This is a genomic window from Chryseobacterium sp. SG20098 (genome assembly GCF_031844745.1).
In the GTDB taxonomy this organism is placed as follows: domain Bacteria; phylum Bacteroidota; class Bacteroidia; order Flavobacteriales; family Weeksellaceae; genus Chryseobacterium; species Chryseobacterium cucumeris.
Genome location: NZ_CP134622.1, coordinates 358,615 through 384,266, shown reverse-complemented (window position 1 = coordinate 384,266; position 25,652 = coordinate 358,615). Strand labels below are relative to the sequence as shown.

Here is a 25,652-nt window from a genome sequence, read left to right as displayed (position 1 = left end):
TTACCAACGATTTCCGCCTCCGCCACGGTTGTTACCATAGCCTCCGCCTCTATTATTGTTGTTACCATAACCTCCACCTCTGTTGTTATCGAAGCTTCTTCTTGGCTTCTCTTCTCTTGGCTTAGCCTCAGATACATTTAGAGTTTTTCCGTTAAATTCTTTTTGGTTAAGAGCTTCAATAGCTTGCTTTCCTTCTTCATCACCCATTTCTACAAAACCGAAACCTCTGGAACGACCAGTTTCTCTGTCTGTAACGATTTTAGCTGATGATACATCACCAAATTCTGCGAATAGATCGTGCAACTCATACTCTTTAGTTGCGTAATTGATGTTTGAAACAAAAATGTTCATTTTAAATAAATTAAAAAATTAATAAAAATTTGGTATATAAAAGAAAAACAACATAAATTAATGAACAAATATTGATTCCAAATATAAACGTATGCAAGATACAATTAAAAATTTCAAATCAAAGCTTTTTTTAAATATTTCTCACATTATGTTGAATCTAAAAACAAAAAAAAAGCATAAAAACAGTTTAAAAACCTGATTACTAAATAGTTAATTAGAAATACATTTTGTTATAAAATTAGTTAAAGATTTAAAAACAAATGCCAACGCTGAGACCTCAAAATCAAGTTGATATAGCACACAACATTTCATTTATCAACTTCCTTACTGCCCTGTTCTTCATAAAATTTTAAATACTGCACCAGAATATGAAATCTTACACCACAAATTATACCAACACACTCATTGAAGCCGCTGAAGATTGTCCTGTTTTCCGTTCACGGGTTCCTCCTGAAAAAAAGGAAAAAACACTCGCCAATCTCCAATATGAAAAACTTATAAAAAGCCCTTATCAATATTCTTCCGATGATCTAATTTTTGAATGCTATGCCATTAAAAATGAAATTTCAAAAAATGAGAAAGAGAATGAAAGAGAAAAATTCTTTTCCAAAGGCCAGCCTTGTCTACGGTGTTCTCCTTTAGCAAAAAAATATGGGTTTGGATTCCATCATAATACAGAAGGGAAAGTAGCTCTGATTGCCATAGAAAGCGAAGAATATCAAACATTACTGAATGATCCTGCTATAGCAAAAACGAAAGCCATGCGTTCCAAAAGAAAATGATTGAGAAAATGATTGAGAAAATGAATGATTCTTTTCAGATCAATAAATACTATTCTTTTGAAAAGATCAGCTTTTAACACTAAATTTGTACTACAAATTATTACAAGATATGAACTACCATACCAGAAAATGGGTGAAACCCGAAGACTTAAACCCCAATCATTCACTTTTTGGAGGAAGACTCCTTCAATGGATTGATGAAGAAGCTGCACTTTATGCTATCATTCAGTTGGAAAACACAAAAGTAGTAACCAAATTTATTTCTGAAATCAACTTTGTCAGCTCAGCCAAACAGGGAGATATTATAGAAATTGGAATTGAAGCTACCCATTTCGGGTCTTCTTCTATTACTTTGAGATGTGATGTAAGAAACAAAATGACTCATCAAACCATTATTACGGTAGAAAGAATTGTCATGGTAAACCTTAACGAAGAAGGCAATCCTGTTCCTCATGGCAAAACCCAGATAGAATTCGTAAAAGACAGGTTAAACAACAGCCTATGAAGATTTTCATAAAGAATATGGTCTGCAACAGATGCATTTCGGCAGTAGAAAATATCTTCCGTAATGCAGATGTAAAGACAGCTAATATCTTACTGGGAGAAGTAGAAACGGAAGCTGATCTTTCTCCTGAAAAAATGCAGATCATAGAAAAAGAACTGCTTGATACAGGTTTTGAAAGAATTATGGATTCAGCTCATCAGACTGTAGAAAAAATCAAAAACCTGATCATTGTAAAAATAAGCGAGCTCGATATCTCGGAAGATTTTCTGCTTTCCGAATTTTTAAGTTCAAAACTTCACAAGGATTACAGTGCTCTTTCCAAAACATTTTCTCAAAACGAAAATATCACATTAGAGCAATTCTTCATTCTTCAGAAAATAGAAAAGGTAAAAGAGCTTCTTTTGTACAACGAATTCAACCTTACTGAAATTGCAGGAAAACTTGGGTATAAAAGTGTACAGCATCTTTCTTCCCAGTTCAGGAATACAACAGGATTCACTCCTACTGAATTCAAAAAACTCAAAGAACACAATCGCAAAGCACTCGACAATCTATAAGTTTAAGTGTTTGAGCGCTTAGGGTGAAGGAGTTAAATATTCCTATTCACACTTACAAACTCTCAAACACTCTTACTCTTATACTCTCCTACCCTTAAACTCTCCCACTCCACCTAATTTTATAACTATTATCCTTAAATTTATAACAACCTTAGTTTTCCATTTTGGAAATTTGTACTATAAATTTAAGAATCATGGAACAACAGTATAAAATACTCGGAATGACCTGTTCCGGCTGCCAGAAAAAAATTTCAAATCAACTGAACAGTGTTGATGGTGTTAAAGCCGATGTAAATCTGGAAACCCATACCGCCACCATCACTTCTGATCATGGAGTGAAACTTTCGGTATTAAATGATGCCCTGGCAGAAATAGGGAAATACAGACTTGAAGATCCCAATCATCCCGAGACAGCCTTTGTAAAACCTCAGGACCGTGTATCTCCGTCTTCGGTATACTATTGTCCAATGGAATGTGAAGGAGATAAAGTATATTTCAAACAAGGGGAAAGATGTCCTGTCTGCAAAATGTATCTGGTTCCTATTGAAGAAAAGCTTGCCAAAGATCCTAATTATAAACCAACTTATTCATCAACCAACCTTCCTGAAAATTTTAAAGATAGTATCGGGAAGCATTACTGTCCGATGTTTTGTGAAGGGGATAAAGTATATGATGAAAAAGGCAGCTGCCCTGTTTGTCATATGGATTTAGAGCCAATTACTGAAGAACTCGCCCAAAAAGCAACCTCACATCAGCATCACGCTCATTCCCATTCTCATTCTCACCATCATCATAATAATGACCATCATCATGAGGCTCCTAAAGTGACTGATGAAATGGCAGGCAGGTACTACTGCCCAATGTATTGTGAAGGCGACAAAACCTATGATTCTAATGTGGGATGTCCGGTTTGCGGAATGGATCTTGTAAAATATCCGGAAAAGAAAACCGCAAAATACACCTGTCCTATGCATCCGGAAATCATTCGTGACGAACCGGGAGACTGCCCGATCTGCGGAATGGATCTTGTGAGAATGCCGGACAGCGGTGATGATGACGAAGATGAAACCTATACTATATTAAAAAGAAAGTTCATTATTTCACTCGCGTTTACGATTCCGGTTTTCATTCTTTCTATGGGAGGAATGTTGATCAATTTCCCTTTTTCTCATCAGGTTCAGGGATTTATTGAGCTTGCATTGACTCTTCCTGTAATGTTTTATTCAGGATGGTTTCTGTTGAAAAGAGGCTGGGTTTCCTTCAAAACATGGAACCTCAATATGTTCAGTCTGATTGCTCTGGGAGTTGCTGCTGCATTTATTTTCAGTATTGTTGCTCTGATATTTCCAGACATTATTCCACATGAAATTCGTGGACACAATCATGAAATCCCATTGTACTTTGAGGCTGTCTGTGTGATTTTAACCCTTGTTATTTTAGGTCAGCTGATGGAAGCAGCAGCTCATAAAAAAACAGGAAATGCCATTAAAGAATTAATGAACCTTTCACCTGATGAAGCCAATCTTATGATAAACGGTGAAGAAAAAAAAGTACTGCTTTCCCAGGTAAAAATAGGAGATTTATTAAAGGTAAAACCTGGTGAAAAAATTCCCGTAGACGGAAAAATCATTGAGGGAAATTCTATTGTGGACGAAAGCATGATTACCGGAGAACCTGTTCCTGTTGAAAAAAATGTTGACGATAAAGTATCTTCCGGAACCATCAACGGTAACCAGGTATTCATTATGAAGGCAGAAAAAGTAGGTGATGAAACACTGCTTTCCCAGATCATCAAAATGGTGAATGAAGCCAGCCGCAGCAAAGCACCTATCCAGAAGCTTACGGATAAAGTTTCAAAAGTATTTGTCCCTGTAGTCATTCTTATTGCAGTACTTACTTTTGTTCTTTGGCAGTTTTTCGGCCCGGAAGGAAAAAGGACTCTATTTGCCTTTGTGAATGCTGTTGCCGTTTTGATTGTGGCTTGTCCCTGTGCCCTTGGTCTGGCCACTCCCATGTCTTTAATGGTAGGAATAGGGAAAGGTGCTAAAAACGGAATCCTTATCAAAAATGCAGAAGCTCTGGAACAGATGAATAAAGTAAATGTTTTGATTACTGATAAAACAGGAACTTTAACAGAAGGGAAACCCTCCGTAGAACATATTGAAACAGTAAACGGAGATCAGAATCAGATTTTAAAACTGGCTTTTTCTTTGAATCAAAATTCTGAACACCCACTTTCCAATGCCATAATAAAAAGAGCAAAAGAAGAAAATCTGACTGTGGAAAAAGTAGATCAGTTTGAGAATATCTCAGGAAAAGGAGTGAAAGGAAATATCAACGGAAAGATTGCTTATCTTGGAAATGAAAGTCTCCTGACCTCCCATCAGATTATGATTCCGGAGAGCTTAAAACAGAAAGCAGTAGAAGTTCAGTCTAAAGCTCATACTATTTCTTATATCGCACAGGAACAGCAGGTGCTGGGATTCGTAAGCTTTACAGATAAAATCAAAGAAAGCTCTAAGAAAGCCGTAAAACAGCTGATGAGTGAAGGTATAGACGTCATTATGATGACCGGAGACAACGAACATACTGCCAAAGCTGTTGCTGATGAATTAGGAATCAAACATTTCAAAGCCAACTGTCTTCCTGAAGACAAACTGAATGAGGTAAAAAAACTACAGCAGCAGGGCAAAATTGTAGCGATGACGGGAGACGGAATCAACGACTCTCCTGCCCTTGCCCAGTCTGATGTGGGCATTGCTATGGGAACAGGAACAGATGTTGCGATTGAAAGTGCTGAAATTACTTTATTGAAAGGAGATATCTTAGGCGTTGCAAAAGCTAAATTACTTAGTGAAAAACTTCTCAAAAACATTAAAGAGAATCTGTTCTTCGCATTCATCTATAATGTACTGGGCGTTCCGGTTGCGGCAGGATTATTGTATCCATTCTTTGGAATTCTTTTATCACCAATGATTGCAGCTGCAGCCATGAGCTTCAGTTCCCTGTCTGTGATACTGAATTCATTAAGATTAAACTCTGTAGATCTGGATATAAAATAATAACATGACAAAAGAAAATCTTTACATAGGGTGCTCGGGATTTTACAATAACGACTGGAAAGGGTCTTTATATCCCGAAAATGCCCAAAGTAAAGATTTTCTTTCTTTATACTCAAAAACATTCAATGCCGTAGAAATCAATTCTACTTTTTATAGAAAACCGACCTCAAAAACATTATTGAAGTGGCATGCTGAAACACCTGGTAATTTCAGATTCTTCATTAAAATTCCAAAAGCCATCACCCATCAAAACCGGCTTGAAAATTCCAAAGACGAGATTGCTCAATTTTGCAATCATATTCAAAACAGCCTGAAGGATAAACTTTCCGGATTTCTATATCAGCTTCCTCCTTCCTTTAAAAACACGGTAGAGAACACAGAACGGATTATCAACAATCTCGATTCCAGATTTCTGAACGTCATTGAATTCCGGCACAGCTCATGGTGGCAAAAAGAGATATTTGATCTTTTAAAACAATACGATATTGTCTTCTCAGGCGTAAGTTTTCCAGGCAATCTTCCTGAAGACCTTATTATTAATCATCCGGAAATACTCTATTACAGGCTTCATGGAAAACCTGTTCTTTACAAATCAGAATATAGTAAAGATTTCATGGATGCATTAGCTGAAAAGATTAAAAATGCCTCTCAAACCTCATTTATTTTCTTCAATAATACCTGGGGAACGGCAGCTATTAAAAATTCGCTGTATCTAAAACATATTTTGGAATAACACTCCGGCAGAATGATTTGATTTTGTTAAAATAAAATAATTCTCCGTCAATTGAGAATATTGAAATCTTAACAAATATAGAAAAAATACTATCGTTTTCACATTTATAAATGTTAAATTTTAAAGAAAAGAAAATCATAAATTTACAACTTGTCAGGTAATGGAAATCTCCCTTAAAACAAAGTTCTTAAAATAAACTTAAAAAGAAAAACAACTGCACAGCTTGGCATATAATTTGTTAATTTTCACCTGTTATTTTTAACGATTTTTAACAATTTAAATTCCATTATTTTTATGAGAAAAATTTTTGCGGGAAAGTCAAAAAATATGACTTTTCTCGGGATGGTTGTATTGATGAGTACAACTTCGGCTTTATTGAACAGCTGTAATTTCAAGAATGAAGTGAATAATGACCCCGTCGTCAGTTCACAGGAACATCCTTCCGCAGAAATAGTATCCAGTAATATGGATGACGAAAGCGTAGACCCAGATAAAAGAGTGATCTACCTTACCTTTGATGACGGACCCAATCAGGGGACAGAAAATCTTTTAAAAATCCTGGACAAGAGAAATGTCTGCGCCACTGCCTTTCTGGTGGGGAAGCATGCTTATGGAAGCAAAAAACAGAAGGATGATCTGCTATTGCTTAAGCAAAACCCTTTGGTAGAGCTGGCCAATCACAGTTTTTCTCATGCTCACAACAAATACACAGATTTTTATAAAAATGCTGATGCTGTAGTTCACGATTTTGACATCGCCAAAGACAGTCTGAAGCTTACCGATAAAATAGCAAGAACTCCCGGAAGAAATATCTGGAGGCTCAACAATATTAATGTAACAGATATTAAAAGTTCCACTTTAGCAGCAGATGGCCTTAAAAAAGCAGGTTATAAAGTAATTGGCTGGGATCTTGAATGGAGACCTTCTCAGAAAATGACTTTAAAAGGAAGTCATGAAGCCATGATTAAGAAAGTAGACAGTATTTTCATGAACGACCTTGAGAAAACATCCAGACACCTTGTATTCCTTACTCACGACCAGTATCTGAGAGATACAGACTCTATCAATGAACTGGATATGTTTATTGAAAAATTGCAGAAAAGCAACAGGTTTGTGTTCAGAAAAATATCTCAATATCCTAAAATCAATGAGGTTTTGAATTAATAACCGCTGCATACCTGATATCACTAAGCTTTGAATATTCAGAGAATTTTCGGACATTTGTATTATGAGTATTAAAGAGAACTACAACACTATAAAAAACCAGCTGCCATCCACTGTGCAGCTGGTTGCTGTTTCTAAAACCCATACGGTTTCTGCAGTACAGGAAGTCTATGATCTCGGACAAAAGGTTTTTGGAGAAAATAAAGTCCAGGAGCTGATGGAAAAAGCTCCTCTTCTTCCTCAGGATATCCAATGGCATTTGATTGGTCACTTACAGACCAACAAAGTGAAGTACATTGCTCCTTTCATAGATACCATACAAAGTGTGGATTCTGAAAAATTATTAACAGAAATCAATAAAGAAGCAGGAAAACACAACAGGAAGATTAAAGTTCTTCTGCAGGTAAAAATTGCAGCAGAAGAAAGTAAGTTCGGACTTGAAATTTCTGAAGCGAAAGCTCTTTTTCAACAATCTATTGAAGGCAATTTTCCCAATGTGGAAATAACTGGTTTAATGGGAATGGCAACATTCACCGATGATGAGCAGCAGGTTAGAAATGAATTTTTAACACTGAAGAAGCTTTTTGATGAATTAAATCAATCAAAAGCATTAAATACTTTATCAATGGGAATGAGTGATGATTTCCCGATAGCAATCGAGTGTGGGGCTAACTCTGTGAGGGTTGGATCTGCTATTTTTGGAAGAAGAGACTACTCCAAATAGAATATTTAGGTACAGTTTTTGCTAATAATTGAAACAAAAAATTTAAATTTGCAACTATGCAAAAAATCCTTATAGTAGAAGACGAAAAAGCAATCTCGGGAGTACTTCATAGTATTCTTTCGGATGAACTCACCGATTATGAATTTGTTATCGCCGAAGATGGCCTTGAAGGTTACAAGCAGGTAGAAAAAGAAGATTTCGCCCTAGTGATTTCTGATATTAAAATGCCTAAGCTTTCAGGAACCGAGCTTTTGAAACAAAGTCTTGCCTTAAAACCAGAAACTACTTTTATCATGATCTCAGGACACGCAGACATTGATTCCGCTGTTTCCTGTTTGAAAGAGGGCGCATATGATTTTATTTCCAAACCCATTGATATCAACAGACTTATTACAAGTGTGAAAAATGCATTGGTGAAAGAAACCCTGAAGAAAGAAAACAAAAATCTCCAGACTGAAAATAAAACTCTAAAAAGAAAAGTAAGTAAGAAATACCAGATGATTGGTACTTCTCCTGCTCTTCAAAAGATTCAGGATATGATTGAAAAGGTAGCTGCTTCTGATGCCAGAGTTCTGATCACAGGACCTAACGGTGCAGGAAAAGAGCTGGTAGCTCATGCAATCCACAATCAAAGTGAGCGTGCAAGAGGCCCTATGGTAGAGGTAAACTGTGCTGCTATCCCATCTGAACTTATTGAATCTGAACTTTTCGGACACGTAAAAGGATCTTTTACAGGTGCTATTAAAGATAAGCAGGGAAAATTTGAACAGGCCAATGGGGGAACGATCTTCCTTGACGAGATTGGAGATATGAGCCTTATTGCTCAGGCTAAGGTATTGAGAGCACTTCAGGAAAGCAAAGTTTCTCCTGTAGGAAGTGATAAAGAAATCAAAGTTGACGTAAGAGTAATTGCGGCAACCAATAAAAATATGCAGAAAGAAATTGAGGAAGGAAAATTCAGAGAAGACCTTTACCACAGACTTTCTGTTATTGAAATCTATGTTCCGCCATTGGATGAAAGAAAAGAAGATATCAAATTATTGGTTGAGCACTTTTCAGGAATGATTGCTGATGAGCATGGTACTGCTGCGAAAAAGTTTGATGATAAAGCTATTGATGCTTTAAAAGCGCTTTCGTGGACTGGAAATATCCGAGAATTAAGGAATGTTGTTGAAAGATTGATTATTCTTGGTGGAAACACTGTTTCCGAAGGTGACGTTGCAAGTTTTGTAAGGAAATAATAAGCTATTATTTACCATATTATAAAAATTTGCAGTGTTACCACTGCAAATTTTTTTTTGACCTAATTTGAATGATAAACTATATGAATCTTAAAATATTATGAACTTTTTAAACAAAAACTATACAAAAGAATGCCTGACTTTGGCTCTGCCTGTAATGCTTACTCAGGTGGGGCAAGTTTCAGTAAACTTATTCGATAATATTATTGTCGGAAAATTATTGGGTGCCGATGCTCTGGCATCTGTTTCATTGGGGAATGCTGTGTTTTTCTCCATATTTGTGTTAGCCCTGGGCTTTTCATTTGCCATTCCACCATTGGTTTCGGAAGCGCACTCCAAACAGGATCACGCTACGATCAATTCTGTATTCAGCCACGGCTTTATTATCAATATGTCGGTCGGAATTATCCTGATGGTCATTCTCCTTTTGGGAATGCCACTCCTCTATCATTCCGGACAGCCCGCCAAGATCATTCCTGATACGGTAAGCTTTTTAAGTATCATGGTGATCAGTATGATACCATTCATGGCCTTTCAGACCCTTCGTGAAGTTTCTGAAGGTTTATCCTATACCATTGGAGTTACCAAAGCGACCATTATTGCCAACATCATCAATATTGCCTTAAACTATGTCTTTATCAAAGGACTTTGGGGAATTCCGGCAATGGGTGTACAGGGATCTGCACTGGCTACTCTGATTTCCAGAATTTTTATGGTGGTTTTTCTTTATTTTGTTTTGGTAAAAGAAGAAAGAACAAGACGCTATATCAAAGATTTCTCTTTAAAAATTCAGGTTTTTTCAAAGCAGATGTTTGATAAAATGGTGAGACTTGGATTACCTACAGCTTTACAGATGTTCTTTGAAGTAACTGCTTTTGCCGGAGCTGCATTTATTTGCGGGCTGATCTCAGCACACGATATTGCTTCTCACCAGATCGCATTAAGCATGGCTTCATTTACCTTCAACTTATGTGTTGGATTCAGTGTTGCCTCTACGGTAATGATTGGGAGAAAACTGGGTGAACAGAATTTTGTGGAACTGAGAAAGGTAGGAATCAACAACCTGAAAATCGCCTTTATTTTCATGTGCATCTGCGGATTGGTGTTTATTTTAGGCAGAAATATCCTTCCTACCTTCTTCACGAAAAAAGAAGAAGTGGAAGTCATTACCCTGGCTGCAAAACTGATGATCATCGCTGCTTTATTCCAGCTTTCTGATGGAATTCAGGTGACCGCTTTGGGAATGCTGAGAGGTTTGCAGGATGTGAAAATTCCTTCTATTTATACCTTTATTGCATACTGGGTGATTACCATTCCTTTGGGATATTTCTTCTGTGTTACTTTGGAAATGGGCGCATTCGGAATGTGGATCGCACTTGGACTGGGATTAACGGTTTCCGCTGTTTTCCTGGTGAAACGATTCCTGAATATGTCTGCGAAAAGAATTAAGCAGAATTCATAAAAACAAAAAGGCTGTTTCAATGTGAGACAGCCTTTTTTATATTCGTTAATTTACAACAGAACAGTGCGCTATATCCTTTCTATATCTATATAATTATGCATATTTTCTAAACACAAACAGTATAAATTAAATTCACAAATAGACACTAGCTTATCCGCCTTTCTGCTCAGTTTAATCTATCCTCTTCCCTAAGATCTTCAAACTTCTTTCCACACCATCCAGAATCGCTACATTAGGAAGACTTCCCCAATCTTCAAATCCAAAGTGTCTGAATAACTTCAAACTTGGTTCATTATGAAGGAAAATAAGCGCTACAAGGTTTTTTACTCCAAATTTTCCGGCGTTATCAATGCAATATTGAAGAATGGCTTTTCCGTATCCTTTTCCTCTGCAGGATTCATCCAGATAAATACTTACTTCTACCGTACCGTTATATGCTGCCCTTTCATGGAATGAACTGAAACTGACCCAACCAACGGTTTGATTCTGGTCATCTTCAACTACCCAAAGCGGCCTTGTCTGGGGATTATGCTCTTCAAACCATTTTAGCTTACTTTCCACAGAAACTTCTTCCATGTCTGCAGTGACCATTCTTGAAGCAATTGTTGAGTTGTAGATGGCTACGATTTTATTCAAATCGGCTAATTCAGCATTTCTGAACTTTAGTTTTTCCATGAATATTGAAGTCAAATTATTGTAGCGCAAAAATACTACATTTTAAAATCACCCCTGTAAAAACACACTCAATTTATTTTATTTTTAATAATTAAAGCAAATACACCCCTAACAATACAATCATTTTTTACACAAAGACGTAATAAATTTAAACTTTGAATATTTTTAAGGAGCAAGGAAAATTATTTTAAATCTTTTAAAATTCTATTTAAACTTCTTACTGTAATTCCTAAATAAGCCGCCATATCTTCTTTGGAGATATGAATATTCTGCTTAGCCTGCATTTGTAACAATTGTTTTAAAGTATGTTCTATCGTATATAACTGTTGGTAGGATGCTCTGCTGGAAGTATTGATAATTCGCTCTGCAAAAGACTCTAAAAGAAGGTGGTTCAGGGCAAGATCATTTTTAATCAAAGCTTTAAAAAACGGAATCTTTACTGCATATACTGTCACTTCATTGAGGGCTTCAATACTGCACAGACAGTTTATATTTTTGATTAATTCCACTTCCCCGATGATTTCACCGCTTCCCAGAAACTCAACAATATATTCTTTTCCGTTTTCTTCAGCCAGAAAGCATTTGACAATCCCTTCTTTAATCATCATGACATGAGAAAGCTGATGATCCTGTACCAGTATTTGATCCCCTGTAGAAAAAGATTTTACTAGAATATCGTCACTCGTGTTCTGCTTTTTGTGCAGTTCATCAAGATAGTTTAAAAATGTCTGATTCGTCCTTAACATATTCTCCCGGGACAAATGTCCTTTTCTTATTGAGTTTTTATACTGAATTTTACGGACAGAAAATTACAAAACAAAAATGAATAATCATATTACAACCATTGCTTTTGATGCGGATGATACACTTTGGATCAACGAACCTTATTTTCAGGAAGCAGAAAAAAAATTCTGTGTACTTCTTGAAGATTATCTTCCACAACATTCGGTATCACAGGAATTGTTTACAACAGAAATGCAGAATCTCCATCTGTATGGCTATGGAGTAAAAGGATTTATGCTGTGTATGATTGAAACCATCACTAGAGTTTCTAATAATACAGCTTCATTAGAATTAGTTAATAAAGCTATTATTCTGGGTCAGGAGCTTCTTCAGAAACCTATAGAATTATTGGATGGAGTTACCGAAACCCTTGAAAGTTTAAAAGGAAAATACAGACTGGTTGTTGCCACAAAAGGCGATTTGCTGGATCAGGAGCGTAAACTGAAAAATTCGGGATTACAGGATTATTTTCATCACATTGAAATCATGAGTGACAAAAAAGAACGCGATTATAAAAAGCTTTTGAAACATCTGGACTGCCAACCTGAAAACTTTCTGATGCTTGGAAATTCTATCAAATCAGATATTCTGCCGGTACTAGAAATCGGTGGTTATGCCGCTCATATTCCTTATCACGTCACCTGGAGTCATGAACAGCATGATGTAAATCTTGAGCATCCTAATTTTATAGAGCTTAAGAGTATTGATGAGATTTTGAAGCGCTTTTAAATACGATATAACAACGCCCCAACTTCCTTAATATATTTTTAATCAAAAAAGAGACTGTTTTTGATAAACAGTCTCTTTCTTTATTTATTTCTTCAAGCACTTTTCAAGGAACTGATCCTGTTCCCATAAAACGTGTAAGATATTTTCTTTCGCTTGGTAACTGTGGGCTTCTTTTGGAAGAAGAACCATTTTCACTGGAGCACCTAAATTTTTCAGTGCCTGGAAGTATCTTTCCGTCTGCAATGTAAATGTACCCGGATTATTATCTGCATCTCCGTGAATCAGAAGAAGTGGGGTCTTCATTTTGTCCGCATGCATAAACGGAGACATCGTGTTGTAGATTTCCGGAACATCCCAATAGTTTCTCTGCTCACTCTGGAACCCGAATGGTGTCAAAGTCCTGTTATAGGCACCACTTCTTGCAATTCCACAGGCAAAAAGGTTAGAATGGGTCAGAAGGTTTGCCGTCATAAATGCACCGTAAGAATGTCCTCCTACAGCCACTTTCTTTCTGTCGATATATCCTAAATGATCTACTGCATCAATGGCAGCAGCAGCATTGGCTACCAACTGAGGAATAAAGGTATCATTAGGTTCTGTTTTCCCTTCCCCAACAATTGGGAAAGCAGCATTATCTAAAACAGCATACCCTTTAGCTGTCCAATATACAAAAGAGCCATACGTTGGGAATGTAAAGTCATTATCATTTTGAGTACTCTGTCCTGCAGTATCCTTATCTTTATATTCTCTAGGGTAAGCCCAGATTAATAAAGGTAATTTTTCTTTCTTTGTCTTTCTATCATAGTTTGCAGGTAAATAAAGGGTCCCTGTCAGGGTAACACCATCATTTCTCTTGTAAGTAATCACTTCTTTGTAAACGTCTTTGATACTTTCAAAAGGATTTGCAAAATTGGTTACGGCTTCTGCTTTATTAGATTTAATATTCTTTTTAAAATAATTCGGATATTGGCTTGGTGACTGCTGAGTGGTCAGAATTTCTCCTTTTGAAGGATTTAAAATATCTACAATCCCTTCTTTAGCGTTTTTAAGATTAGAGGTATAAAGTCTTTTCTTTTTCAAAGATTTAATATCCATTTCGTCGATAAACGGATGCTGTCCATCTTTGGTAAATCCATCTCCGATAAGATAGGCTTTTCCACCTTTCATATCGACTACAGATCTTCCGTATTGGTTTTTCGTTGTATTAAAATGTCCGGGATCGCTGTAAACATCCTGGTAATTTCTGTCATCGAAAACTTTTGATTCTCCACTGTTAAGATCCAACAGGTAAGATTTTGTATTTCTTGTATCATACCAGCCTTCAGAAACAATAGCATAATGATCATTAGTCCACACCACGTCCTTATATCTCTGCTTTGTTTTGAAGAAAGATTTCGGAGCCGCTGTAAACGGAGCTTCCCAGGTAAATATCTCGTCTCTGTACTCTGCTGTTTTAAACTGATCTCCTCCATCCAGAGCTTCCGCATAGGTAAGAGTAGCCGGAGTGTCGCTTCTCCATGCCATTTCTCTTTTTCCGGTTCTTACGGATGAAAATCCTTTTGGCATGATTTCATTCAAAGGAACGTCATTTACTGTTTTTACAGTATTTCCTTTCATATCATACACCACCGTTGTTGATGGAAATCTGCTCAGTGGCACAATATAAGAGAATGGTTTTTTAATAATAGTAGCCAGCAGATAGTTTCCGTCCGGAGAAAAACTTAAGCCGGTATACATATCCTGATCTTTCAGTTTCTTAAGATTTCCTGTAAGATCTACATTATAAATTTCAGAAGCAGTAAGGGTCTCAAAGTTTTTTTCGTCCTGAGGGTTCTTCAAAAGATCCTGATAAGTCCTGTTCTGGGAAACCTTACCATCCGCTGTTGAAACAATCGGGCCTGTCGGAAGATCTTCGTCTGCATTTAAAAGAGCAGCTCTGTTTTGTGGAAGCGTTCTGATCAGGAAGCTTTGAGAGTCATTATACCATATATAAGGCATTCCTAAATTAGCATTCAGATTATCTGCTGTAATCTTTTTGGCAGATGCTGTTTCCATATCCACTATCCAAAGTTCTACTCCTTTAGCGGTTGTATTGGTAAAAGCCAGCTTCTTTTCATCCGGTGAAAACGAAACGTAGGCAATTTTTGAATGGGAAGGTAAATTTTTTACCTGAATTTCATTTTTATCATTGAGCTTTCTGATCTTCAGATTATTGGAGTAGATCATGCTGCTTGAAATATTGGTAACAGGATTGATTCTAAGTCCGCCAAGCTTCATTTCATTCTGACTGAGGTCTTCCAATGTTTTATATGTAGGGCGATACGTAAACACTACCCAGTCCTTTTTGCTGTTCATCAGAACACTCGGAGGTCTTTCATAATCTGCAAGTTTTAAAATCTCGGCAGAGGGTTTCTGATAGCTAATATTTTCCTGTGCATCATAAAAATTGAGAAATGCCAAGAGGCAAATAGTCAGTTTTATCTTCATTATAAATTCATTTTCTACGAATGTAGTGAATTTTAAAAGAATTTTAACATTTAAAATAAGACTCCTTTTAGTGTCATATTTATTTTTTTTACATTTATCTTACAAATTAAAATAATATGAAAAATTAGAAAAAATTATCAAAAGGAAATTTAAAATTGATTAAGGGAGGAAATACTCCACTATGTGATGCAGGCTTTATGGCTTGCAGAGTAAGAGATGAAAACGGAGCCCTGATCTGGGAATGCTTACCTAACTGTAATTATTAATAACAGAAAAGGCACTTCATTTTCTGAAGTGCCTTCCTTATTTTGTATGGTTGTAAGATTACCAGTCTGAAGCTCTTTTTCTTCTTTCAATCATATGATCTACTGAAACTTTTCCAGCTCCAATTACCATAAGCAAAAGATAAACAGAAAGATAAATAAGGCTCATTTCTCTTTTTTCGAATGGATCTGCTCCATGTACCACAAAACCTGCAATGATCATTGTAAAGATTAAAAATCCCAGAGCAACTCTTGTAAAAAGCCCTAATATCAGGAGTATTGAACATACAAATTCAGCAAAAACCGTAAGAATCAATGACACCTGTGGTCCCAATCCCATAAAATCAAAAAATTCGATTTTACCACCAGTCAATAGCATCTGAAGCTTTGGAAAACCATGAGAAAGCATGGCAAAACCAACAAACACTCTTACTGCCAGTAAAATAATATCTTTAGGTATTGAGCTGAAATTTGAATTATTATAGTTCATGTACTAAAAAATTTATACTAAGGTAGTAAAAAATCTTTTAATACAACGGGATTACAGGCTATTTTAGTCTATCTGTAACCGAAATTTTTAAGATCCCTGTCGTTCTTTCTCCAGTCTTTTTTCACCTTTACAAAAAGGTTTAAATGAATTTTTTTGGTGAAAAACTTCTCAAGGTCCAATCTGGCTTCAGTTCCAACTTTTTTAATCGCTTCTCCTTTATGCCCGATTATAATTCCTTTTTGAGTATCTCTTTCTACATAAATAATAGAGTCTATAAAGATAATTCCTTCTTTCTCTTTGAACTGTTCAGTCACTACCTCTACAGAGTATGGAATTTCTTTATCGTAGTTCAAAAGGATTTTCTCACGAATAGCCTCATTAACAAAGAACCTTTCAGGTTTATCTGTGTACTGGTCTTTATCATAGTAAGGCGGATTCTCAGGAAGCAAAGATTTTATTTTAGGTAAAATAACTTCTGTATTGAAGGCATTCAATGCAGAGATAGGTAAAATCTCAGCCTTTGGAATTCTTGCATGCCAATCTTCTACCAATTTTTCAAGACCTGCCTGGTCCGTCTGATCTACCTTATTTAAGAGAAGAAGTACAGGAACAGGAATTTTATTCAGTTTATCAATTAAAAATTCTGATGGTTCTGCTTTATCGGTAACATCTACAATAAACAGGAAAACGTCAGCATCCTGCAAAGAGTCCTTTACAAAATCCATCATTTTCTCCTGCAGTCCGTATTTTGGATCCAATACTCCCGGAGTATCAGAAAATACAATCTGAAGATCATCTTCATTATAAATACCAAAAATTCTGTGGCGGGTTGTCTGAGCTTTCTGCGTTACAATCGCCAACTTCTCTCCCATCAATTGGTTAAGCAAGGTCGATTTTCCCGCATTGGGCTTTCCAACTATATTTACAAATCCAGCTTTGTGCATAAAAATAATATTACGAACTGCAAAGTTAGTAAAACAAAATTGGTCTTTACCGTTAATCTTAACAATTAAAAGAAAAAAGAGAGTTATATGCCTAAATACAGTGTGAGAAAAGGAAATTTACTCTGGATCACAATTGCTGGGCTAACCAAGCCATCAAAAATTCTTTGAATTTTTGACACCTCTCCAATGGAGGAAAATTTTGCTCTTTTCCTTTGTAGTATTGACAATAAATAAATTGAAATCAGAAAAATTTTTGATTATACGTATTGCAATATTTCTGATAAAAAATATCTGATAATTTTGTATTGCATTACTTAAAACTGATATTTTTGACTATTAGAATTCATCTTTATGAATATAGACCAGATTCTTGATAAGGTTTACCTCCTTCCTGAGACCTCAAAAAACAGTTTAAAAGAGTATATCACCGAAGTTTCCCATCCTAAAGGCTTTTGTCTGATGGAAGCTGATAAAGTGATTCCTTATCTTTATTTTATAAGAAAGGGGATCGCACGTGCTTATTCTTCAACAGCTGACAATGATATTACTTTCTGGTTCGGAAGCGAGGGACAATGTATTCTCTCTATGAAAAGCTATGTGGAGGACAAACCCGGCTATGAAAGTATTGAACTTCTGGAAGACTGTGATCTGTACAGAATGGAAACAGAAAACCTAAGAAAACTGTTCAATGAAGATATCCATATTGCCAACTGGGGACGAAAGCTGGCAGAAGCAGAAATGATAAGGTCTGAAGAACTGATTATTTCCAGACAGTTCAAAACTTCTCTGGAACGTTATAAAGATATTATGGCGTATCAACCTGAACTGTTAAAAAGGGTTCAGCTGGGGTATATTGCGTCGTATCTTGGGATTACTCAGGTAAGTTTGAGTAGAATACGGGCCGAAATCAAGTAGATTAAAAAATTCTTTGATCCTTAATTTATGTTTGGGCTAAAGCCAACGGAATGATCTTTTATATTATAAGCGGACTAAAGTCCGCTCCTATTGATATGACAACTCTTTCATTTACATCTTCATTCTTCCAGCTCCCCATCTTTCTTTAATTTCATTTTTTAACAATTGTAAAATTTTTTCTCCTGTCAAATTCTGAAATTTGCAGTAGTAAAATTTTAAAAAATGAATTGGTTAATATTAGTTATCGCAGGATTATTTGAAGTTGCCTTCGCATCATGTCTGGGAAAGGCAAAAGAAACATCAGGAACTGAAATGTACCTGTGGTACGCGGGTTTCCTGGTAACAATGACAATCAGTATGCTTTTACTCATCAAGGCTACTCAAACCTTGCCTATCGGTACTGCTTATGCGGTATGGACGGGAATTGGAGCAGTAGGAACTGCCTTAATGGGAATCATATTCTTTAAGGATCCTGTAAGTTTCTGGAGAGTATTTTTTATTGTAACACTTATAGGTTCTGTGGTAGGATTAAAGGCTGTATCCTCATCACATTAAAAAGCGCATAAATTTCTATCTATATTTAAAAGTGGGAACCGTTTTCGTATTGAAGGCGGTTTTTTTTAATCATTTTCAGGTTTTAATTTATTTGACAAGAAAAAGAAATTCTTTTATATCTTTATCGGAAACTTTTAACCTATGAAAAAAATTCTATTCCTTTTAGCAGGTGGCTTACTAACTGCCCAGCAAACCTCTGAATTAATTTCTAATAACTGGTATATTTCCAAAATGGTAACAAGCAGTGGCCAGACTACCAATACACCTTTAATAGATAATGGAGTTCCCGCAACTACATTTAATTCCGCGGGAGGAACGAGCTATGTTATCAATTCTAGATATTATAACACCTCTATGATGGGCTTTGGGATTATGCCCGGAAGCAACAATCTGATCAAAACATCAAGTGCATGTACTCTTTTATTTTATAATGGCGGAAATGCAGCACCTGTTCGTGCTTATGATCAGAAAAACTGTGATATTTATGGTTTAGGAGCATATGCATCAATTTACAGTTACCAAATAACAACCAACGGAATTGTAAAAACTTTGGTGATTACAGATCCTTCAGGAAACAAAATTTACTATAACAATACTGACCAATTGAGCACTAAAGAGACTGCTGCAGTAACGAAAACGTTTAAAGCATATCCAAATCCTGTAAAAGAAGTTTTGCATCTCGAAAATATTGAGAAAAACCTTCCTCTTAAGATCTACGATTTGTCAGGAAAACTGGTATTTGAGACTACAACCAACAGCAACAAAACATCAGTTGATACAAGCAATTTACAGAAAGGGCAATATATTGTAACGATAGAAAATTATAAGTCCTACCCTTTTGTCAAAGAATAAAAACAGAACGTTTCATGTAAATAAAAAAACCGTTTCACTGGCTGAAACGGTTTTTATTTTATTTCTTATAAACTACAGGTAAGATTTCATTATGTCTTAATCCGAATTTTTTTATTTCTTCTTCAGAGAATGTCTGTGAATAGAAGTTCTGTTCTACTTCGAAGCCTGCCTTTCTTAAACGGTCAAAATAATCCATTCCGTACCAACGAACATGATCGTACTGTCCGAAATGTTTCTGACGTTCTTTTGGATCTTTAATCGTGAAGTCTTCATAGGTTTTCTCTAATGAATTTTTCATCGGAACCTGAAGAATTCCCCACCCGCCGGGTTTCATTACCCTGTATAGCTCGCTCATTGCTTTTGCATCGTCTTCAATATGTTCCAGAACGTGGTTACAGAAAATGATATCAAAACTGTCATTTTCAAAAGGTAAATCCAGAATATCAGCCTTCACATCTACAATAGGAGAATAAAGGTCTGCAGAGATATAATTCAGGTTGCTCATTCTCTTGAATTTCCTTAAAAATTCCTGTTCGGGCGCAATATGGAGGACTTTATAATTCTTAATGAAAAAATCGGTTTCATTCTGAAGATACAGCCACATCTGGCGATGTCTTTCCAAACTTAACGTTCCGGGGGAAAGAGCGTTTTCTCTTTGTTTTCCATATCCATACGGAAGGAATTTTCTATAAGATCTTCCATCAATAGGATCAAAGAACTGATCTCCTTTGAAAAACTGATAAATAAGCGGTCTAGCCCAGATGCTCATTTTAATAAGCATAGGGCGTGGAATTTTATTCAGTAAAAGCTTAGTTACCTTTTTCATTAAAAATCCAGTTGGAACTGCTTTTCTTCATCACTTACAATCCCTAAAGCTTCGTATACATAATCAAATGTAGAAAGCAATACCGGCTTACCATTGATCACAGCTACATCATGCTCGAAGTGAGCAGAAGGCAAATTATCTAAAGTAGTTACTGTCCAACCGTCATTATGGAATTTTACTTTTTCAGTTCCCATATTAACCATCGGCTCGATTGCAATGGCTAAACCGTCTTTAATTACTTTTCCGCTTCCTTGTCTTCCATAGTTAGGAACTTGCGGATCTTCGTGCATTTTTCTTCCCAATCCGTGTCCTACAAGCTCTCTTACTACTCCATACCCTTCCTTTTCACAATGTGTCTGGATGGCATGGGAGATATCTCCTATTCTTTTTCCTCTGACAACCTGCTCAATTCCTTTGTATAAAGATTCCTTGGTAACCTGCAATAATTTTTTAACCTCAGGTTTCACTTCCCCGATTTCAAAAGTATAAGCATGATCTCCTACGAAACCATTCAAAATAACGCCACAATCTACAGAAAGAACATCTCCTTCTTTTACTACATCATTGTTTGGGAAACCGTGAACAACCTGCTCATTCGGAGAGATACATAAAGAGTTTGGAAATCCTCCGTAGCCTAAGAATGCGGGTTCAGCACCATGATCTTTAATAAAATCATGAGCCAGTTTATCTAAATATAAGGTAGTAATCCCCGGTTTAATTTCTTTTGCCAACATTCCCAATGTTTTAGAAACCAGTCGGGCACTCTCCTTCATCAGACGTAATTCGTCTATTGTTTTTAATTGAATCATTGTATTAATTTACCAATGTATTAATAGATCAGTGTAACAATATGGATTGGTAAATTGGTACACTGTTAAATTTAAATTGTTTTATTCTACCAAAAAAGTCCTTTTTTCTTTTCTTTTTTAAGTTTTGAATAGGCAAGAACTTCTTTTCCTTCAACGCGGAATTCTATTCTTTCCTGAATAATATTGTAGATCTCACCCCATCCCGGAAATCCACCTAAATTTCTGTCATCGATAAACCAATCTGCATCTAATTTTCTGGACTGATTTTCAGGATCAAAAACTTCTCCTTCAAAGCTTGAGTTCACAGCATAAAATTCTATTCCGTTTTTTTTACAGAATTCTACCGCTTCATCTAATGTTTTTCCGTGTCTGTATGTCCAAAGTATCAATCTGAATCCTTCAGACTGAAGTCTTTTCAAAGTTTCGAATGCAAAAGTTTTCGGTTTTCCAATTGCCGGGTAAGCATCGTCAACAATAGTCCCGTCAAAGTCAACAGCAATCTTTTTATTATTTAACATTTTGTTCTTTTTTTAGCTTTGCAAAGATAAGAAATAAAAAGAGTGCCAAAAAGAAAGGCACTCAATACTTTTATATTTTAAATAATAATAGATCTAATTAGCTTTTTACCCAGCTAAACTGGAACTGAAGATCAGGAGTAGAAACTCTGTCTGTAATCTTCTGTAGCCTTGCAGGAAGTTTCATCAGGTATTCCTGAGCTTTTTCTGCCTTTTCTGTAAGTCCTTTTACATGCTCAATTTTCCATTCATCTAAAAGGTCTTTCATAATATTGATATAATCCTGACCTGTGTAGACCATACATCTTTGTGCAGCATCTGAGAAATGTCCCCAAAGTTCACCAGCTTTTTGTCCGGACTGTCTCATTAAGTGAGCAGGCATTACAATTTTCTTACGCATCATATCTTCAAATGCCAGAATCATTTCTGAAGGGTCTACTTCAAGGATTTTTGCTACGAAATGTTTGTATGCTTTAGCGTGCCTTGCTTCGTCTGCAGCAATTACACCACACATTTTTGCTAATTTTCCGTTTCCTGATTGTTTAGCCAATGTACCAACTCTTCTGTGAGAAATATTGGTAGCTGTTTCCTGGAAGCTTGTATAAATAAAGTTTCTGTATGGATCCATGCTGGTTCCTAAATCGAAGCCATCATTAATCAGGTATTGAGTGGTAATTTCCACTTCTCTCATGTTTACTCTTCCACACAGATAAAGATATTTGTTTAATAAATCTCCGTGTCTGTTTTCTTCAGCAGTCCATGCTCTTACCCAATTGGCCCAGCCTAATTTTTCTTCCTGATTGATTCCATCAACTCCCATTAACCAAGACTCATAGGAAGGAAGAGCTTCTTCTGTGATACAGTCCCCAATCAATGTTACAAAAAGATCATAAGGCATTTCACGGGCAAAAGTCTGAATTTCTTCTAAATCGTGTTTAAATTCTTCACTTGAAGGATCTGGTAAATAATCGGAAGGCTGCCATATTTTTTCAATTGGCGTTAAAAATTTATCAAGAAAAGAACCTACTTCCTTTTCCAATAATCCCATTACTTCTTTCCTAACAAGCTTTTGATACATTTTACTATTCAGTTTTAATTTACAAAGATATGATTTATTTATTATTTAACGCATAATAAAGTATGACTTGCATACTTTATCTGACATAAATCATAAAAAAAACACCGCTACTAAAGCATAACGGCATTTTTTTAACAATATTATTGAATATTAATTAACCAAAACTTCTCCAGTCATTGCATCTGGTATTTCAACACCCATTACTTTAAGGATTGTAGGGGCTACATCGCCCAGTTTTCCAGGCTTCAGGTTCCATGTATGGTCTTTATCCATCACGATAAAAGGAACCAGGTTTGTAGAGTGCTGAGTATTTGGAGTTCCGTCCGGATTGATCATTACATCTGAATTTCCGTGATCGGCAAGAATAAAAACAGCATATCCGTTTTCATAGGCTGCTTTAGCCACTTTTTCTATACATTGATCTACCACTTCTGCTGCCTTCACTGCTGCTTCAAAAACACCTGTATGGCCTACCATATCTGTATTGGCGAAATTTAAGCAGACAAAATCAGCAGTTCCCTGCTCCAGTTCCGGCACGATAGCATTGGTGATATCATATGCCGACATTTCCGGTTTCAGATCGTAGGTAGGAACATCTTTCGGGCTTGGGCAAAGCAGTCTTCTCTCCCCTTTAAATTCCTCTTCCCTTCCTCCTGAGAAGAAGAAAGTAACGTGAGGATATTTTTCTGTTTCTGCAATTCTGATCTGGGTTTTTCCATTTTTCTCAAGAATTTCACCCATGGTTTCCGTCAGAACATTTTCATCAAAAACAACCTGCACATTCTGGAATGTTTTATCATAGTTTGTCAATGTGATATAATACAGGTTCAGCTTCTTCATTCCAAATTCCGGGAAATCTTTCTGGGAAAGAACTTCTGTAATCTCTCGTCCTCTGTCTGTACGGAAATTGAAGCAGATCACCACATCATCTTCAATGATTCTTGCTACCGGCACTACATTTCCTGTAGCAGTGGTATTCATTAAAATAATAGGCTTCAGGAACTCATCGGTTACATTATTATCATAATACATCTTGATTGTTGCCAAAGCATCCGTTGTCTGTTCTCCTATTCCTTCCACAAGGGCACCGTAAGCTAATTTTACACGCTCCCATCTTTTATCTCTGTCCATGGCATAGTATCTTCCTACCACTGTTGCCAGCTTTCCGGTAGTTGCTTCCATATGTTTCTGAAGTTCATCGATAAACCCTAATCCGGAATGCGGATCACAGTCTCTGCCATCGGTAAATGCGTGAACAAAAACATTCTCATTTAAACCGAACTCTTTTGCAGCGGTCAGTAATCCTTTTAAGTGATTGATATGTGAGTGTACTCCTCCATTGGAAACCAGTCCGATGAAATGTACTTTTTTATTTTCTTTTTTGGCGTATTCAAAGGCGTCCTGAATCACTTTTTCCTGGCCCAGTGTTCCGTTTTCAACGGCCATGTTCAGCTTCACCAGGTTTTGGTATACTACTCTTCCGGCTCCCAGGTTCATGTGTCCTACTTCAGAATTTCCCATCTGTCCGGCTGGTAAGCCTACCGCCAGCCCACTCGCTTCAAGCGTTGTATGTGGAAATTTCTGGTAACAGCTGTCTATGAATGGTGTATTTGCTTTATCTATTGCAGAAACGTTTGGGTTTGTTCCCAATCCCCATCCGTCAAGAATGGCCAGTATTGCTTTTTTCGACATTTTGTAAAACTTTTGTTAGACAAATTTACCTAATTTCCTATGAATAGAAGAATTTGAAGTCTTGAATTTTATGGATTGCTAATGATCAGTCTCCTAACCGTGTCAAGGTTTAAAACTTGGACATGGTTAGAAAAATTGAAATCTCGTTAATTATTACCCTTCATTAATCCGTAAATCTTTTTAATTTTGCGGTATGGATTTACGAGATCAATTGAAGAATCTTTTTCCTGATCATGAAGAGCAGGATTTTGAGATGCCTGAAGAAAAATTCAAGCAGAAAGAGCCACTGGTATGCAAATTTGAGAAAAAAGGAAGAAACGGTAAGCCTGTAACGATTGTTGAAGGCTGGGAAGGCAGCGAGGAAGACCTGAAAAAAATCTCAAAGAAAATAAAAACCACCTTGGGTATAGGCGGCTCTGAGAAGGATGGAACGATTATCATTCAAGGAGATAACCGTGATAAAATAATGAATATCCTTAAAGAAATGGGATATAAAACCAAACGTGTTGGCGGATAGTTCTAGAAATAGATCTGGGTTTCCGGCAGTAAGGTTTTTAAGTTTTCAATTTTAGATTTTTCTATAGGATTTCCTGTAAGGATCAATGTTTTCAGATTTTTAAGCTGTTTGATTTCTACAGGAATGTCTTTCAGATCATTATTGGCCAGATTCATGCTGACGATATTTTTCAGCCCTTTTACTTTGGGCGATATTTCTGTGATATGATTTCCGCTTACATTCAGAAATTCAAGCTTCTTTGCTTTAAAAAGGTTTTCCGGAAGCCTGATAATAGCATTCTGCTGCAGTTCAAGATATTTTAAATTTTCCGGAAAAGACAGATTTCCAAGATCATTGATCTGGTTATCTGAAAGGTTCAGGAATCTCAGATTTTTGATCTGATCCAGTTTGTCTGCAATAAAGCTTATCTGGTTTCCCTGAAGGTTGATTTCTTCCAACGCGGGAATTTCCATAAGGGCTTCGGGAAATGTATTTAGATTATTAGCATCAAAATGTACCACTTTTAAGTTCTGAAGCTTTGCAAGATTAGGATTAATGCTTGTCAAGCTGTTCAGATTCATAGAAAAAGTAGTCAGTTTCTTCAGATTGCTTACCTCATCAGGAATAAATTTAATGCTGTTTTCATTCACATTTAAAATTTCCAGTTCTTTTAAAGCAAAAAGTTCCTGATCCATTTTCTCAAGCTTATTCGCCATGATATTCAAAAAGAATAATGAATCCAGTTTTACAATCTGAGGAGGAATATTGAAAAGACCTTTTTCTCTGAAACTTATACTGTAAACCGCTTTTTTACTTTTTAAAGCATCTTCAATATTGGTAAATGTAGGATATTTCACCGGATCAATCTGTGCTTTGATCTGAGAAAGTGAGATGATGGAAATCAATAAGAAAAGCTTTTTCATAAAAATAAAAGGTCTGCCAGCAACCAAAGCTGCCGACAG

Annotated in this window: 26 protein-coding genes; 14 read left to right on the top strand and 12 right to left on the bottom strand. The window is 36.2% G+C overall.

Translation table 11 applies throughout. The features are described 5' to 3' along the window. The gene (locus tag RHP76_RS01720; protein ID WP_034696719.1) at positions 1 to 351 is read right to left on the bottom strand and encodes an RNA-binding regulator; all 351 of its coding nucleotides are present in this window, start codon (positions 349 to 351) and stop codon (positions 1 to 3) included. A 368-nt stretch (positions 352 to 719) separates the two neighbouring features. On the opposite strand from RHP76_RS01720, the gene RHP76_RS01715 reads away from it, so the two are divergent. From RHP76_RS01715 to RHP76_RS01675, 9 genes are all read left to right on the top strand, one after another. Next, a complete protein-coding gene (locus RHP76_RS01715; RefSeq protein WP_311229324.1) occupies positions 720 to 1,133 on the top strand; it encodes a DUF6157 family protein in 414 nt (137 codons plus the stop codon). A 109-nt stretch (positions 1,134 to 1,242) separates the two neighbouring features. Next, complete coding sequence (locus RHP76_RS01710; protein ID WP_062670225.1) at positions 1,243 to 1,638, top strand: acyl-CoA thioesterase; 396 nt, start codon at positions 1,243 to 1,245, stop codon at positions 1,636 to 1,638. After that, the gene (locus RHP76_RS01705; RefSeq protein ID WP_062670227.1) at positions 1,635 to 2,195 is read left to right on the top strand and encodes a helix-turn-helix domain-containing protein; all 561 of its coding nucleotides are present in this window, start codon (positions 1,635 to 1,637) and stop codon (positions 2,193 to 2,195) included. Before RHP76_RS01710 ends, RHP76_RS01705 begins: the two co-directional genes overlap by 4 nt. Positions 2,196 to 2,389: 194 nt before the next feature. Beyond that, positions 2,390 to 5,257, top strand: coding sequence for a heavy metal translocating P-type ATPase (locus RHP76_RS01700; RefSeq protein WP_311229323.1), 2,868 nt, complete (start codon positions 2,390 to 2,392; stop codon positions 5,255 to 5,257). Between the two features lie 4 nt (positions 5,258 to 5,261). Continuing rightward, positions 5,262 to 5,990, top strand: coding sequence for a DUF72 domain-containing protein (locus RHP76_RS01695; RefSeq protein WP_311229322.1), 729 nt, complete (start codon positions 5,262 to 5,264; stop codon positions 5,988 to 5,990). 294 nt (positions 5,991 to 6,284) lie between these two features. Then, positions 6,285 to 7,154: a polysaccharide deacetylase family protein gene (locus tag RHP76_RS01690; protein ID WP_120230885.1), complete on the top strand. Its 870-nt coding sequence runs from the start codon at positions 6,285 to 6,287 to the stop codon at positions 7,152 to 7,154. Between the two features lie 64 nt (positions 7,155 to 7,218). After that, entirely contained in the window at positions 7,219 to 7,878 is a 660-nt protein-coding gene (locus tag RHP76_RS01685; protein ID WP_120230884.1) for a YggS family pyridoxal phosphate-dependent enzyme, read from the top strand. Between the two features lie 56 nt (positions 7,879 to 7,934). Further along, complete coding sequence (locus tag RHP76_RS01680; protein ID WP_120230883.1) at positions 7,935 to 9,119, top strand: sigma-54-dependent transcriptional regulator; 1,185 nt, start codon at positions 7,935 to 7,937, stop codon at positions 9,117 to 9,119. Positions 9,120 to 9,219: 100 nt separating this feature from the next. Then, entirely contained in the window at positions 9,220 to 10,581 is a 1,362-nt protein-coding gene (locus RHP76_RS01675) for an MATE family efflux transporter (RefSeq protein ID WP_062670239.1), read from the top strand. 171 nt (positions 10,582 to 10,752) lie between these two features. Here RHP76_RS01675 and RHP76_RS01670 read toward each other — a convergent pair whose 3' ends face one another. Together RHP76_RS01670 and RHP76_RS01665 are read right to left on the bottom strand one after the other, a co-directional pair. After that, on the bottom strand, positions 10,753 to 11,256 hold the full coding sequence (locus RHP76_RS01670; protein WP_123278421.1) for a GNAT family N-acetyltransferase: 504 nt from the start codon (positions 11,254 to 11,256) through the stop codon (positions 10,753 to 10,755). 182 nt (positions 11,257 to 11,438) lie between these two features. Next, positions 11,439 to 12,002, bottom strand: a complete 564-nt coding sequence (locus RHP76_RS01665; protein WP_216444799.1) for a Crp/Fnr family transcriptional regulator — start codon at positions 12,000 to 12,002, stop codon at positions 11,439 to 11,441. Between the two features lie 76 nt (positions 12,003 to 12,078). On the opposite strand from RHP76_RS01665, the gene RHP76_RS01660 reads away from it, so the two are divergent. After that, positions 12,079 to 12,768 (top strand): HAD family hydrolase, encoded by a 690-nt coding sequence (locus tag RHP76_RS01660; protein WP_311229321.1) that lies wholly within the window; start codon positions 12,079 to 12,081, stop codon positions 12,766 to 12,768. 84 nt (positions 12,769 to 12,852) lie between these two features. Here the strand turns inward: RHP76_RS01660 and RHP76_RS01655 are convergent, their stop codons facing one another. From RHP76_RS01655 to era, 3 genes are all read right to left on the bottom strand, one after another. Next, complete coding sequence (locus tag RHP76_RS01655; protein WP_311229320.1) at positions 12,853 to 15,255, bottom strand: alpha/beta hydrolase family protein; 2,403 nt, start codon at positions 15,253 to 15,255, stop codon at positions 12,853 to 12,855. Between the two features lie 324 nt (positions 15,256 to 15,579). Continuing rightward, positions 15,580 to 16,008, bottom strand: coding sequence for a DoxX family protein (locus RHP76_RS01650; RefSeq protein ID WP_120230878.1), 429 nt, complete (start codon positions 16,006 to 16,008; stop codon positions 15,580 to 15,582). 68 nt (positions 16,009 to 16,076) lie between these two features. Further along, complete coding sequence (gene era, locus RHP76_RS01645; protein ID WP_062670247.1) at positions 16,077 to 16,952, bottom strand: GTPase Era; 876 nt, start codon at positions 16,950 to 16,952, stop codon at positions 16,077 to 16,079. Positions 16,953 to 17,303: 351 nt separating this feature from the next. Here era and RHP76_RS01640 point away from each other — a divergent pair, with 351 nt between their 5' ends. The 3 genes from RHP76_RS01640 to RHP76_RS01630 all read left to right on the top strand — a co-directional run bounded on the left by RHP76_RS01640 (position 17,304) and on the right by RHP76_RS01630 (position 19,274). Then, entirely contained in the window at positions 17,304 to 17,867 is a 564-nt protein-coding gene (locus tag RHP76_RS01640) for a Crp/Fnr family transcriptional regulator (RefSeq protein WP_288442551.1), read from the top strand. Between the two features lie 222 nt (positions 17,868 to 18,089). Continuing rightward, complete coding sequence (locus tag RHP76_RS01635) at positions 18,090 to 18,422, top strand: DMT family transporter (protein ID WP_034696733.1); 333 nt, start codon at positions 18,090 to 18,092, stop codon at positions 18,420 to 18,422. Positions 18,423 to 18,563: 141 nt separating this feature from the next. After that, a complete protein-coding gene (locus RHP76_RS01630; protein WP_120230876.1) occupies positions 18,564 to 19,274 on the top strand; it encodes a T9SS type A sorting domain-containing protein in 711 nt (236 codons plus the stop codon). A 58-nt stretch (positions 19,275 to 19,332) separates the two neighbouring features. Here the strand turns inward: RHP76_RS01630 and RHP76_RS01625 are convergent, their stop codons facing one another. The 5 genes from RHP76_RS01625 to gpmI form a co-directional block, all read right to left on the bottom strand. Further along, positions 19,333 to 20,100 (bottom strand): class I SAM-dependent methyltransferase, encoded by a 768-nt coding sequence (locus RHP76_RS01625; protein WP_120230875.1) that lies wholly within the window; start codon positions 20,098 to 20,100, stop codon positions 19,333 to 19,335. Beyond that, positions 20,100 to 20,909, bottom strand: coding sequence for a type I methionyl aminopeptidase (map, locus tag RHP76_RS01620; protein ID WP_062670256.1), 810 nt, complete (start codon positions 20,907 to 20,909; stop codon positions 20,100 to 20,102). The genes RHP76_RS01625 and map overlap by 1 nt, the downstream gene beginning before the upstream one ends. An 86-nt stretch (positions 20,910 to 20,995) precedes the next feature. Further along, entirely contained in the window at positions 20,996 to 21,427 is a 432-nt protein-coding gene (locus RHP76_RS01615) for a BT0820 family HAD-type phosphatase (RefSeq protein WP_062670258.1), read from the bottom strand. A gap of 97 nt (positions 21,428 to 21,524) precedes the next feature. Further along, the gene (locus RHP76_RS01610; protein ID WP_047431293.1) at positions 21,525 to 22,502 is read right to left on the bottom strand and encodes an acyl-ACP desaturase; all 978 of its coding nucleotides are present in this window, start codon (positions 22,500 to 22,502) and stop codon (positions 21,525 to 21,527) included. 150 nt (positions 22,503 to 22,652) lie between these two features. Then, positions 22,653 to 24,194, bottom strand: coding sequence for a 2,3-bisphosphoglycerate-independent phosphoglycerate mutase (gene gpmI, locus RHP76_RS01605; RefSeq protein ID WP_311229319.1), 1,542 nt, complete (start codon positions 24,192 to 24,194; stop codon positions 22,653 to 22,655). Positions 24,195 to 24,387: 193 nt separating this feature from the next. Between gpmI and RHP76_RS01600 the strand changes: the two genes are divergently transcribed. Next, complete coding sequence (locus tag RHP76_RS01600; RefSeq protein WP_101237871.1) at positions 24,388 to 24,711, top strand: translation initiation factor; 324 nt, start codon at positions 24,388 to 24,390, stop codon at positions 24,709 to 24,711. Positions 24,712 to 24,713: 2 nt separating this feature from the next. On the opposite strand, the gene RHP76_RS01595 is transcribed toward RHP76_RS01600, so the two are convergent. Beyond that, positions 24,714 to 25,613: a leucine-rich repeat domain-containing protein gene (locus RHP76_RS01595; protein ID WP_120230872.1), complete on the bottom strand. Its 900-nt coding sequence runs from the start codon at positions 25,611 to 25,613 to the stop codon at positions 24,714 to 24,716. Positions 25,614 to 25,652: the final 39 nt, after the last annotated feature.